Genomic DNA, 13,480 nt, shown 5'->3' with positions numbered 1-13,480 from the left:
CCGTCAACCCACGCCACCGCCGAATTCAACGAACTACCGGTAACTACCTGGGCTCGGGCACGGGCACCGGCCGGTCGTTGCTCCGGGGGTGCCGTTGGGGGATGCGCAGTAGGGCGAGGTTTGCTCCACTGCGCATCAACGACCAAGATGCTACTGAGTTGACAAACGCCGTTTCACCGGGTGCCGGTCAGGCGATTCTGACCAACTGCCACTGCTGGTTGGTGGCGCCGTTGGTGATCCACTGGTCGATGGCTGCTCCGTTGGTGGTGGAGTTCCCCGACACTTCGAGCAGGTAGCCGTTCGAGCGGGACTCGATGGTGTAGTTGCCGTTGTCGGACGGGGCGATCACCCATTGCTGGTTGGCGCCGCCGTTGGACGTCCACAGCTCCAGTTGGGTGCCGGGCCAGGTGGTGACGTTGGGGATGTCCAGCGCCTTGCCGCTGCCGACCCCGGTGATGGTGTAGTACCCGGCGCTGTTCAGGGTCAGCTTCCACTGCTGGTTGGTAGCGCCGTTGGCGGGCCACTGGTCGATCAGGGTGCCGTCGCTGGTCCCGGCCCCTACTGCGTCGAGGAGTTCACCGCTGCGCACACTGACGATCTTGTAGGTGCCGGTGAGGTCGGGCACGGTGCCCGGGGTGATGGACAGGTTGGAGTACTGGACGGGGTGGTAGCCGGCGGTGCCGAGGCCGATCTGGCCGCCTTGGTAAGTGCTGTCGGTGACCGTGGCGACCGTGGTGCTGTCGATCTTGGCGGTGATCGTGCTGCCCTGGAAGGACAGGGCCAGGTTGTGCCAGGTTTTCGTGCCGGGTGCGGCCCCGGTACCGCTGGCCAGGGTGGTCCAGGTCCAGGAGGTGTCCGTCTTCAGCAGCGACCAGGCACCGGTGTCCGACAGCCGCAAGTGGTAGGCGTTCAGCCCGTTGTTGTTCTTGGCCTGGGTGCCGACGCGTCCCAGGACCTCGGCGGCGCTGCCGCTGTTCTCCAGCAGCACGTCGGAGCTGACCGTGTAGTTGCTCCAGCCCGCATCACCCATGGTGGTGTACGGCTGGTTGCCTGACTCATCGGTCCAGCGGATCGGCTGGACGGGCGCCATCTGGCGCAGGCACGCGCCGCTGCGGCCACCGCTGCAGGGTGCCGCCTGGAAGGCTCCGTTCATGGAGGAGAAGTACTTCGCCTCCTGGCCCGTGCTGTAGCCGGCGAACGAGTCGGAGTACGGCAGCGCCAGCCGGGTGCGCTGCGGAGGCGTGGTGGTGCCCGCGCCCTGACCGGTGGTGGTGGTCACCGTGTAGATGTGGCCGGGGGCGAGGGCGAGGGTGTAGGTGCCGCCGCCGGCGGTCAGGTCGGCGTTCTGCACCATGTGCGGGGTGGCCTTGCCGGGCTGCGACAGGTCGGTGGACCACACGTGCAGGGTGCCGCTGGGCAGGCCGCCGGTGACGTTGAGGGTGACGGTCTGGGAGGCCGTGGCGTCCATCGTCTCGAAGACGGTGCTCCAGGCGCTCTTGTCAGGAGCGGCGTAGCTGACGTAGCTGCCGTTGGAGCGCGAGCCGCCGAGGTAGCCGGTGGCGGTGTCCAGGTACTTCCAGCCCGGCGAGGTGAACTGAGTCGTCTGGGCGATAGCCCAGGTGGTGCGGCCCACGCTGTAGTTGCCGGACCAGGGCTGGTTGGCGGTGATCAGGCCGTCGTCGTGGAAGGCGAGGTTCTGGTACAGGGACGCGACGATGGGCCAGTTGATGTAGGCGGTCAGCTTGGCGTCGATGTAGCCGCGGTTGATGGCACGGGCGACCGGGGCCGCGCCGGTCTCGGCGTCCTCCGAGCCGTTCTCACTGGCCCAGATCGGCTTGCCGAGCGATTGGGCATCGGAAGTGGAGGAACAACTCGACATCGCCGACAGGTAGCTGCACGGGTAGTGGGAACCGGCGATGTCCACAGCCTTGTACAGGTTGCTGTCGTTCTTCATGCCGGTGGCTACGGACCAGCCGAAGTTGTCGCCGCCGACCAGCTTGGTCGAGGTGTAGCCGTTCGAGTTCAGGGCGGACTTCAGGCTCTCGTACCAGGAGGCGTTGTAGTTCCTCTCGTTCCATCCGCCGAGGTAGTCGATGGTCAGACCGTGCTGCTTGGCGCAGCCGAGCCAGGACATCAGGTAGTCGATCATGTCCTGGGAGTAGAAGCTGCCGCCGCCGATCCAGCCGGGGGCGCCCCAGGACAGGCCGTAGAACTTGATGCCCGGGTTGCGAGCCTTGGCCTGCTCCATCAGCCACCACTCGTAGCCCGCGTTGCAGTCGATGGTGCCTTTGGTGTGCTCGATGCTCGCCTCGGCTCCGTCGGTGGAGTTGGTGTCGCCACCGATCTCCACCTTGAGGATCTGCAGGTCTGCCCCGTAACCGGGCTTGAACAGGTGGTCGAGGATTTCATTGCGCCGGGTTGTCGGGTAGTCGTACAGCAGGCGGGTGTTACCGCCTCCGCCGCTGATCGCCCCGATGCCGTCGAAGGTGCGTCCGCCGCTGGTGCCGTCCACGGTGACCGTGGTGTTGGTGGCGGCGTACGCGGGGGACGGAACTCGCCCGCTGAGCAGGGCGAGGGCGAGGAGCAGAGCGGCCACGGCCGCTATCCGTCTGATGTGTCTGTCGGGCAGACGCAGAACGGTCCGCATGGTGTCCTCCTGTGGTGGGTGTGCGGGTGTGCCTCGGTGGCGCACCGCAGGAACATGCCAGGCCGTGGTTCATACGGCCTGGCACGACGGTGGTAAGGCGTGGCACAGGCGGGCTCACGGATCAGCGGTGCTGCCGCGGGCTGGAAGATGGGCGTTTCGCGCGTCGAGGCCAAGGAGCACCGGACGGCGCGTGGGCGGTCAGGCGGTGCGCTGCTGGAACTGCTGGTTGGTGCCGGTGCCGCAGGTCCACTGGATGAGGCGGGTGCCGTTGGCGGTGGACGCGTCCTTCACGTCCAGGCACTTGCCGCTGTGCCGGGCGACGAGGTGGAAGTAGCCGTTGCCCTGGTCCTGGAGCAGCCACTGCTGATTGGTGCCGCCGCCGCAGTGGTACTGGTTCACGTAGGCGCCGTCCGCGGTCGAGGCGCCCGAGACGTCCAGGCACTTGCCGCTGTGCTCGGCGACAACCTGGACGTAGCCGCCGCCGGCGTCGGTGAGCCGCCACTGCTGGTTGAGGCCGCCGCCGCAGTCCCACTGGAGGATGACCGCGCTGTCGGCGGCGGAGTTGTCCGAGACGTCGAGGCATCTGCCGCTGTGCCGGGCGAGGAAGTCGTAGTAGGGGCCGCCGCCCACGCCGGTGACGGTTGCGGCGGCCGTGTCGATGGCGAGCTGGGGGTACCACGGCAGGTCCATGGTCGTGTTGGTGGGAAAGGTCAGGGGCAGCCAGACGTACTGGGAGTCACTGACCGTGCCGCCCATGGAGTTGCCCCAGCGGTCGCCCATGTACAGGTACGAGGTGCCCGTGGAGCCCTGGAGGGAGAGGACGAAGGCGGTCTGGGAGCCGTAGGCCGTGTCGTTGCCGACGTCCGCCATGGCCGTCCACGGGCCGGCGAGGCTGGTGGCGGTGGCGTACCTCTGCTGGTTGGGCTTCCAGCCGCTGTTGGCGGAGGTGAGCATGAAGTAGACGCTGCCCCGCTTGAACAGTGCCGGAGCCTCGCGGAAGGTGCCGGGCCAAGGGTTGGCGACCAGGCTGTCGACGCCGGTGTAGTCGGAGGTCAGCTTGAAGATGTCAAGGTCGGCGTTCTGGTTGGCGGAGGAGACCAGGTAGGCGGTGCCGTCGCCGTCCTTGTAGAGGGTCATGTCGCGCGAGGTGATGCCCAGCGGCCGGAAGCTGCCCAGATAGGTGTAGGTGCCGTCGACCGTGTCCGAGACGGCTACGGCGACCCGGGCCTGGGTGTAGTCGGTGGCCAGCTCCTTGTGCATCCACATGACGTACTTGCCGGTGGCGCTGTTGTAGATGACCTTCGGCCGCTCGATGTTGGCGGAAGCGAGCTCGGCGGCGCTGCCCTGCGTGAGGACGTTGTTACGGAACTCCCATGTCTTCATGTCGGTTGAGCGGTAGACCGAGACGTACTTGAACGAGTTGTCGGGGTTTCGGTTCTCGCCGAACCAGTAGTAGTAGGAACCGACCTTGATGACGCCACCGCCGTGGGCGTGGACCACGGCTCCGGTGGTGTCGGTGAACTGGGTCGCGTTGGTCACCGTGGCGGGGGCGGCTTGTGCGGGTGCACCGGCGGGCAGGAGCGCGAGCACGCCCATGAGCACGGCCGAAATGATCAAGCGGGCACGACGGAGCATCAGGGTTCCTCGTGGAAAGCCGGCGGGAGCGGGCCGGCATTGGGTGCGGCTCTTCGCAGGTGGGCGGCAACCCCCCGAAGATCTTGGAAACTGTCGGAAGTTGTTCGTTTCTGCTGGAGCACCGTAGGGCGCGACAGGGGCTCCGTCAACGCTTCCTGCCGTTTTGATCATGAGTCCATGACTCCGACGCGTGGTCAGATTCATCCCATGTCAACTCCGCTGCCGACAGGGTCAGTCGGGCATTCATGGCGACTTTGCAAGAAAATGTGCACGACGCTAGACACCAGCAACACCGATGGCCGTTAATTCATCCAATGTCTCCGGGTTGGAGTAGGACGGGGGCAGGGACACTCACAGACCCGGAACCATCGGTCGAGCCGCACTTCCGTCTGACACAGAGTCGCCGACTCCGGGGAAAACGTTTCAACGTCGAACAGGAGAAACCACGGTGCCGGAATCCATCTCACGCAGATCGGTTCTCGCCGGCATGGCGGCCACAACGGTGGCCGCAGCGGTCGGCTCCATCGCGGTGGGGACACCGGCGTACGCCGCGACGGCCGCCACCCCGCTGCCGCTTCCGCCCTTGCGCATCCCGAAGACCGACATGGGCGTCGAGCAGCAGCCCGATTCCAAGATCCAGTGGCTGCAGGACGCCAAGTTGGGCATGTTCATCCACTGGGGCGTCTACTCGGGCCCGGCCAAGGGCGAGTGGTGGATGCACAATGCTCCGATCACGCCGAGCGACTACCGGAAGTACGTCACCGACGCCACGAGTGAGCAGTTCACCGCGGACGCCTACGACCCGGCGGCCTGGGCCCAGTTGGCCAAGGACTTCGGAGCCAAGTACGTGACACTGACGACACGTCACCACGACGGCTTCGCGCTGTGGCCGCTGAACCACCCCAACGCGTGGTCCTCCGGGCAGGCGCCGTTCAACCGGGACTTCGTCAAGGACTACGTCGCGGCAGTGCGGGCGGCCGGCCTCAAGGTCGGCCTGTACTACTCGCCGATCGACTGGCGCTACCCCGGCTACTACGACGTCACCGGCACCAACTGCGCCCCCAACCCCTGGAACTACACCACCGACCCCGCGCACAAGGAGAACGCGCGGATCATGAAGACCGAGGTATACGAGTCCGTCAAGGAACTCGTCACCCAGTACGGCAAGATCGACGACCTGTGGTGGGACGGCGGGTGGGTCGCCGAAAAGGGCACCGACGCCGACGCCGCGTTCTTCTGGGAGCCGGGTCAGTTCCGCGACTCCGCCAACCAGTGGCCGGTGGACGCCGTCTACGGCGAGACCGACGCCGACGGCAAGCCGCTGGGCCTGATGGGCATGGTACGCAAGCACCAGCCCGACATCGTCGCCACCGCACGCTCCGGCTGGATGGGCGACTACGCCAGCGACGAGGGCGGCTCGGTACCGAGTGGAGCGATCCGCACCGGCAAGCTCGTCGAGAAGGTGTTCACCGTCGACGGCACCTGGGGCTACAACTCGAGTGCCACCGTGATGAGTTACGCAACCACGATGAACATCCTGGTCAACTGCTGGGTGCGGAACATGACCGCGATGGTCAACGTCGGCCCGGACCGGCACGGCACGGTCTCCGCCGCCCAGGCGAACCTGCTGCGGCAGATCGGTACCTTCATGACCGCCTGCGGCCAGTCCATCTACGGCACCCGCGGCGGCCCCTGGAACCCCGTCGACGGCCAGTACGGCTTCACCTACAAGGACAACACCTTCTACATCCACCTGCTGCCCGGCTACAGCGGCACCTCCTTCACCACACCGCCGGTCGGGGACGCCCAGGTCACGCGCGTGTTCGACGTACGCTCCGGCAACAACCTCTCCTTCACGGTCGGCGCCGACGGCCGGGTCGCCATCAGCGGCATCGACCGCACCACCCACCCCCAGGACAGCGTCGTCGGCGTCACCCTCGACCGCAGCGTGCAGCCCGCCGACATCGCCGCCGGCAAGACCGCCACCGCCGACAGCGAGGAGACCACCCAGGGCAACACCGCCGGGAAGGCGGTCGACGGGGCCACCAACACCCGCTGGTGCGCGAACGACGGCAGCACCGGCCACTGGCTCAGGGTCGACCTCGGCTCGACCCGCTCCCTGACCGGCACCCGCATCGCCTGGGAGAAGGACAGCACCAACTACCGCTACAGGATCGAGGGTTCCACCGACAACAGCACCTGGACCCTCCTCGCCGACCGTACCGCCACCACCAGCACCAGCCAGGTGCAGGTGGCCGTGTTCCAGGCCCAGGCACGGTACGTCCGCGTCACCGTCACCGGGCTGCCGTCCGGCGTGTACGCGTCCATCCGCAACCTGGAGGTCTACGACCGGCCCTTCGGCGTCGCGGACCTGGGCAGCTACAAGCTGGTCAACCGCAAGAGCGGCAAGGTGATGGACGTCGCAGGCGCCTCCACCACCGACGGCGGCTCCGTCATCCAGTGGCCCTGGACCGGCGGCACCAACCAGCAGTGGAACCTCGTGCCGAACACCGACGGCTCCTACCGGCTGGTCAACGGCCGCAGCGGCAAGGTCCTGGAGAGCCCCGGCGGTTCCGCCCAGGGCGCGAGCCTGGACCAGTGGACCGACAACGGCGCCGACAACCAGTGGTGGAAGCTCGTTCCGTCCACCACCAGCGGCTACTACCGGCTCGTCAACGTCCGCAACGGATGGTGCGCCGACGTCAAGGACGCCTCCACCACCGACGGCGCCGCCGTCATCCAGTGGCCCACGACCGCCGGCACCAACCAGGACTGGCAGCTCGTCGCCCTCTGAGCCACGGCACTCGGGGCCGGGCCGCACGGCGGTCCGGCCCTTCCCCGCAGTGCCACGTCCTCCAGCCCCTGAAACGCGTTGGAGTCAGCGCCATGGGACTCTACGACCAACCGCTCGACCGCAGACGGTTCCTGACCGCTGCGGCACCGCCGCCGCCGCACTGCCCGGGTTCTCCGCCGGCAACGCGGCCGCCGCCGTTACCTCCCCTCCGACCACCTGGCGCGGATGGTCGCTACGGCCCGTGCCAATTGGCGGCGACCGACACTGCCGACCCCGCCGGTCACGCCGACGAGGTCTTTGCCTTCACCCGGAGGTGTATCCAGCGCGCCAAACAGGGCCAGCAGGGGAGGACGCCGGATGCGGTCGTGGAGGCAGGCCAAGGATTGTCCCGCTATGTACATGAGGTGGCAGGGGAGGCGTGGGAGCAACAGCCATACTCGACGTGTGACGATGACGGATGTTCATGACCTGCTGCCAGACCCACGGGATCTGTCGGCGTGGGCCGACTGGGGTGCGCGGCCTTCCATGTGGTAATCACCGGCTCGACCAGCGCCCACTGCTCGTCGGACAGGTCGGTCCTGTAGAGCTTGCGCTCGCTCAAGGGGACCAGCCCAGCACGCCCACGGCCGCCGACCGGCCAGGATGCCGTCCTGCCACACGTTCAGGTGACGACAAAGCACCGATGCACTCACATACTGCCTTCTGAGAATGCCGAATTCTGCGTCCACCCGGGATCAGCTTTCGCTTCGTTCCTACAACCGTCGATCGCCTTGCCGGGCGACTGAAAGGGTGGACAGACAAAAGCCTGTCAAGCGCGGCCCCCGCCTATGAGCCAAACTTCAACCAGAAAACCCGGTGACAGCCGGCCCGCCGAACACGGAACCGGTGAACTGCGTGACCACTGCCATTAGATCGCGTCCTGTGCATTGACCAGCCATACCTCGCCGCGCACACTGTTGCGAGCTCAAATGTGAGCGCTAACAAGTCCGCGGGAGGCCTTGCGCGTCGGCATTCCTGTAAATCTTATAGAGTATTTCTTTCAGCCCTTTCCGTGGCGCTGGCCGCCGTCCTGCTGCCCGGTCTGTCGCAGAACGAGGCGAAGGCGGCAACGGGTGCCTCGGTCCTCAACGAGGATGCCATCCTGGCCGCGCAGGGTCTGGCCGATCCGCAGTGGTACAAGGACAACATCCCGTTCCTGGACACCCCGGACGCGAACATCAACGGCGTTTACTACTACCGGTGGGGCAGCTACAAGCGGGCTCTGCGCTACACCACGCCGGGCACCGGGTACATATCCACCGAGTACGACCAGCCTGTCTGGTACTCGGGCAAGGCCTCGTACAGCGGACTGCCGGACGCGGCCGGGTACCACATCCTCGACGGCCGCTGGCTGCGCAACCCGACGTACATGGACGACTACCTGAACTACTGGCTGCGCGGGTCGGGCGAGGCGTCGGCGCGGAGCTACAGCGAGTGGATCACCAGTGCCGCGTACCAGCGGTATCTGGCCACCGGTGACGCGACGCACCTCAAGGCGGACCTGCCGCAGCTCATCGCGCTGTACAACAAGTGGAACTCCAACTTCACCCAGAACATCACGGTCAACGGGACCCAGACGAGCGACAGCCTGTACTGGCAGACACCGGACCGCGACGCCACCGAGTTCACCGAGACGTCGATGCGCAGCACCAACTGGGGCTCGGGCGGCGCCGGCTTCCGGCCGACCATCAACAGCTACATGTACGCGGCGGCCCAGGCGATCAGCAAGATCGCGACGATGACAGGGGACGGGGCGACCGCGAGCACGTTCGCTGCGAAGGCGAGCGCGCTCAAGGCCGGGGTGCAGGATGCCCTGTGGGATCCGCAGCGGCATTTCTTCATGCACGTGTACAACGACAACTCCACCAACAGCGGCCTCGTGGGGACCCGCACGACATGGCGGGAGGCGATGGGGTACGCACCGTGGGCGTTCGGACTCCCGGACGCGCAGTACTCCTCGGCCTGGCAGTACGTGAACGACTCGCAGCGCTTCGGGGCGCCCTTCGGGCCGACCACGCTGGAGCGGGTGCACGACTTCGAGGCCGAGCAGGCCGCCATCGTGCACGCGAACGTGCACAGCAGCTCGAGCGCCTCCAACGGACAGTACGTCGGGCAGATCGACTACTCCGACAGTTCCGCCACGTTCACCGTGAACGCCCCCGGCGCCGGCACCTACCCGGTGACCGTGTACTACGCCAACGCCACCGGCGCCACCTCCACCCATTACCTGACCGCCAACGGGGCCGCCACACCGATCACGGTGAGCTACGCGCCCACCAGCGCGTGGGGCTCGTTCTCCAAGGCGCAGGCCGTGACGGTCCAGGTGCCGATGAAGGCCGGCGCGAACACGCTGAAGTTCGCCAAGGGGACCGGGTTCGACGAACTCGACAAGATCACCGCGAATCCCTACTTCGACTACCAGGCGTTCCCCGCCACCCAGAACCACGACGACACCAACTGCTGCCACTGGGACGGGCCGAGCTGGCCGTACGACACCTCCGCGATCCTCACCGGAATGGCGAACCTGCTGCAGGACTACCCGGCCCAGAACTACGTCACCAAGGAGTCGTACGACACGATGCTGAGCCGGTTCGCCACGCTGCAGCACAAGAACGGCAAGCCGTACGTCGCGGAGGCGGCCGACGGCGACACCGGTGACTGGGTCTACGACGCGTCGGACTTCAGTGAGAGCTGCAACCACTCCAGCTTCAACGACCTGGCGCTCACCGGCCTGCTGGGCATCAAGCCCCAGGCGAACGACACGCTGGTCCTCAAGCCGCTGGTCCCGGACAACTGGAACTACTTCGCGCTCCAGAACCTGCCGTACCACGGCCACACGCTGACGATCCTGTGGGACAAGGACGGCACGCACTACAACCAGGGCTCCAGCCTGCAGGTCTTCCAGGACGGCACGCGGATCTACCAGTCGGCCGGTCTCGGCAACGCCACGATCCCGGTGGCGGCCCCGGTGCTCCCGGCGACGACGACCCGTCTGGAGAACGTGGCCGCCAACGCCTGGACCGCCGACCAGGAGTGGTTCAAGGCCTGGGACAACCGCACCTACACGGCGACCTACCCCAAGGCGTTCGCGTCGTACACCAGCACCACCTCCAACGGCAATCGCTGCCGCAGCGCCAACAACCCCCGCTGCGTACAGGCCTACGACTCGCCGCTGAAGGCGATCGACGGGTACATCGGGTACGACCGGATGCCCGACGACCGGTGGACCAACACGGGATCCACGAACAGCACCGACTACCTCGGCGTGGACTTCGGCTACACCCGACCGGTCAACGAGGTGAAGATCTACACGTACGACGACGGGCAGAACGTACGTGCGCCGCAGAGCTTCGACGTGCAGTACCTGTCGGGCAGCACGTGGACGTCGGTACCGAGCCAGACCAAGGCTCCCGCCACGCCTGCGGCCAACGGGCCCAACGAGGTCACCTTCCCGGCCGTCAACACCTCGCAGCTGCGGGTGGTCTTTACCCCCCAGGCGGGCAAGTCGGTGGGCGTCACGGAGCTGGAGTCCTGGTACCCGCAGAAGACCGTGCAGATCGTCAACAAGAACAGCGGTCTGAACCTGAGCGTCAAGGGCGCAGCGACCACCGCCGGCGCCACGGTCGACCAGGAGACGGCCGACAGCAGCCTCAACCAGCAGTGGCAGCTGGAGCCGGCCGAGAACGGCTACTACAAGATCATGAACCGGAACAGCGGACTCGTCCTGGGCATCTCCGGCGCCTCCACGACCGCGGGCGCCACCGCCCTGCAGTGGGGTGACAACTTGACCCCGGACCACCTGTGGAGCGTCGTCGACGCCGGCGGCGGCTACAGCAAACTGATCAACAAGAACAGCGGCCTGCTCCTGGGAATCCAGAGCGCGTCCACGGCGCCTGGAGCCACCGCTCTCCAGTGGAGCGACAACGGCACCGCGGACCACCTCTGGAAACTGGTGACGGTCGGGTGACGGTCGGTCAAGCGGGCAACAGCCCGTCACAAGCGGGCTGACAGGTCCGGGATCAGCGGCGCGCGGGGCCCGCGCGCCGCCGGCACCGGGGCCGGCGGCGGTAGCGTCCTCGGTGAGGCGATCGGATCACGTCACCCAGAGGAGTTTGTACGTCTCCTCCTCCCGCAGACATGGCAAAGGCCCCGCCGCTCAAGCGACGGGGCCTTTGCCCACATCGGTGAAGGAGGCTCGGGAGCCTCCCCGATCGTGGAGATGGCGGGAATCGAACTCGCGTCCCACGGTGCAGAACCAGGGCTTCTCCGTGTGCAGTTCGCCGTGATTTTCTCGGCCCCGGCGATCACGCGAACAAGTCGCCGACGGCCCCAGTCACTGTTTGGTTTCCCTCTTCACCCCGTGACCGGGATCAAGGTTTAGTTCCCTAGCTGATGCCAGGATCCGGGTCGGGAACAGCCCCGGGCTGACACTCCCTTAGGAGGCTCGCTCTAGCTGCTTATCAGGCAGCGAGGGCGTAAGCCTGGGAGTCGTCGGCCGCAGCTGAGGCCAAGAGGCGAAGACAGGACGAGGCTGAGCGCAAGCACGCCCTGGAGCAGGCCAAGCGTAAGCGCCGGAAGCGCGGGCGTTGAGAGGACAGATGCCGATGGGACGGGCGACCAGTTTTCCAGAGTGCTGGATTTGGTGATCTCCCTTGCGGGATGATCCCGGTGTGCGTGATGGGGATCGGCGGTTCCCCGTCAAGTCCTGCGTGTTGAGTGCCGCTGCGGTATTGACCTGGATCGTGGTGTCCTTCTCGGGGCAGTGGGGGAAGGCCGGCTGGAGAGGTCAGGGAGTTGGGCGGGGCTGGCAGTGCCGTGTCCGGTGTGCGGGACGCCGACGGCGAAGGTGCACGGCTATCACCACCGAACGGTGAGGGACGTGCCTGTCGACGGCCGCCAGGTCGTCGTCCACCTGCGCGTACGGCGGCTGGCCTGTCCGGTCCTGGGCTGCCAGCGGCAGACCTTCCGCGAGCAGATTCCAGGACTGCTGGAGCGCCATCAGCGCCGCACGGTGCGTCTTGTCGGGCAGCTATCCAGGTGACGGGGGAGTTATGCGGCCGGGCGGCCCGACGCCTGGCTGGCCTTCTGGCCGTGCCCGTCTCCCGCAGTACCGCATTGCGCCTGCTGCGGCGCCTGCCGTTGCCGCAGCAGGCGGTCCCGCGGGTGATCGGCGTGGACGACTTCGCCCTGCGCCGCCGCCACCGCTACGCCACGATCATCACGGATGCCGAGACCGGCAGACGCGTCGCGGTCCTGCCCGACCGCGAGGCGGCCACCCTGGAGTTCTGGCTGCGCGATCATCCTGGTGTCGAGGTCGTGTGCCGGGATGGTTCGGCCACGTATGCCAAGGCCGTCCGCCGAGCCCTGCCCGACACGGTGCAGGTCAGCGACCGATGGCACCTCTGGCGAAATCTCTGCGACAAAGTCCGGCTCGAGGTCCACGCCCACGCCGGCTGCTGGGCCACCATCAACCCGCCCCGCCCCGGCGGAGTACGCGAGCAGACCACCCGCGAACGCTGGAACAAGGTCCACGATCTCCTTGGCCGGGGCGTCGGCCTGCTCGACTGCTCCCGCCGCCTCGACCTGGCCCTGAACAGGGCAATCGAGGGCACCTCCTTCTCCCGCCGGGGCGGCGGACGGCTACTGGTTGGGGTGGACGGCCTGGACGGCGGTCCCCGCGTAAGCCTTGGGGGTCAGGGCGAGCAGATACCCCCGGCGGGATGGGCAGCGGAGGGGCGGGCAGCGTGGATGGCGTGGACGGCAGCCCAGGAGTGCCCGAAGCGCAGCAGTGCGGTGGCGGTGACGGCGGCGTCGGTCGAATGCCTCGATCCGGATGAATCGCAGCCCCTTGATGTAGCCGAGCAGGCCGGGCCGCTCGGTGTCGCTGGCCGTCAGCGACAGCACCGGCGCATGCAGGTCACCGACTCCGCCAGAGGCCTGGACGTAGAACGCGGCGACCGCCTCGTTGAACGGACCCTTCGGGCCGAACAGCACTGCGGCGGTGGTGTGGTCCAGGACGACCGTGACCGCTGCCACTACGCGGCCTCCCGGCGTGCTTGCGGAAGGTCGGGACATACCGCAGGTCACGGAAGTGCGCTCCGGGAAGGCCGAGTTCGGCAAGATAGGGGGCCAGCCGCCGCGTCGACGTACGGCGTCCCGACGATCTCGAAAGGCTGCGTCGTACCGCGCCGCGGCCCTCCGAGACGTTGGTGCCCTCGGACAGACAGGTGCCGGGTAGACGGCGGCGGTCGCGGGCGTCGGGATGTTCGGCGAGGGCACGACCCACGGCAGACCGGTGGCGCCGGCGCCCACGGTCCCCGTGACGACGGTGGCGTTGTCGGACCCGTCTGCAAGGTTGGTCGGTG

The 13,480-nt window shown here is 67.2% G+C and carries 6 protein-coding genes and 2 pseudogenes; 3 read left to right on the top strand and 5 right to left on the bottom strand.

Features of this window, described 5'->3' with window-relative positions; all coding sequences use genetic code 11:
- Positions 1-187 precede the first annotated feature (187 nt).
- Together ACZ5CZ_RS30305 and ACZ5CZ_RS30300 are read right to left on the bottom strand one after the other, a co-directional pair.
- A complete protein-coding gene (locus tag ACZ5CZ_RS30305) occupies positions 188-2,647 on the bottom strand; it encodes an RICIN domain-containing protein (protein ID WP_468947471.1) in 2,460 nt (819 codons plus the stop codon).
- 198 nt (positions 2,648-2,845) lie between these two features.
- Positions 2,846-4,282, bottom strand: coding sequence for an RICIN domain-containing protein (locus tag ACZ5CZ_RS30300; RefSeq protein ID WP_468947469.1), 1,437 nt, complete (start codon positions 4,280-4,282; stop codon positions 2,846-2,848).
- A gap of 487 nt (positions 4,283-4,769) precedes the next feature.
- On the opposite strand from ACZ5CZ_RS30300, the gene ACZ5CZ_RS30295 reads away from it, so the two are divergent.
- Positions 4,770-7,076, top strand: a complete 2,307-nt coding sequence (locus ACZ5CZ_RS30295; protein WP_468947468.1) for an alpha-L-fucosidase — start codon at positions 4,770-4,772, stop codon at positions 7,074-7,076.
- 505 nt (positions 7,077-7,581) lie between these two features.
- Here the strand turns inward: ACZ5CZ_RS30295 and ACZ5CZ_RS30290 are convergent.
- Positions 7,582-7,677: pseudogene (locus tag ACZ5CZ_RS30290) on the bottom strand (transposase); the annotation flags it as partial.
- Positions 7,678-8,127: 450 nt separating this feature from the next.
- Here ACZ5CZ_RS30290 and ACZ5CZ_RS30285 point away from each other — a divergent pair.
- Together ACZ5CZ_RS30285 and ACZ5CZ_RS30280 are read left to right on the top strand one after the other, a co-directional pair.
- Positions 8,128-11,082: an MGH1-like glycoside hydrolase domain-containing protein gene (locus tag ACZ5CZ_RS30285; protein WP_468947466.1), complete on the top strand. Its 2,955-nt coding sequence runs from the start codon at positions 8,128-8,130 to the stop codon at positions 11,080-11,082.
- An 846-nt stretch (positions 11,083-11,928) separates the two neighbouring features.
- Positions 11,929-12,710 (top strand): annotated as a pseudogene (locus ACZ5CZ_RS30280) (ISL3 family transposase); the annotation flags it as partial.
- A 45-nt stretch (positions 12,711-12,755) separates the two neighbouring features.
- Here ACZ5CZ_RS30280 and ACZ5CZ_RS30275 read toward each other — a convergent pair.
- Positions 12,756-13,151 carry a PIN domain-containing protein gene (locus ACZ5CZ_RS30275; RefSeq protein WP_468947465.1) on the bottom strand — a complete coding sequence of 132 codons (396 nt, stop codon included), beginning with the start codon at positions 13,149-13,151 and terminating at the stop codon, positions 12,756-12,758.
- Entirely contained in the window at positions 13,033-13,401 is a 369-nt protein-coding gene (locus ACZ5CZ_RS30270) for a hypothetical protein (protein ID WP_468947463.1), read from the bottom strand. The genes ACZ5CZ_RS30275 and ACZ5CZ_RS30270 overlap by 119 nt, the downstream gene beginning before the upstream one ends.
- Between the last annotated feature and the right edge of the window lie 79 nt (positions 13,402-13,480).

This window comes from Streptomyces sp. NPDC031418 (assembly GCF_055581605.1).
The sequence above is the reverse complement of the archived record's forward strand: the minus strand, read 5'-3'. Positions and strand labels throughout refer to the sequence as shown.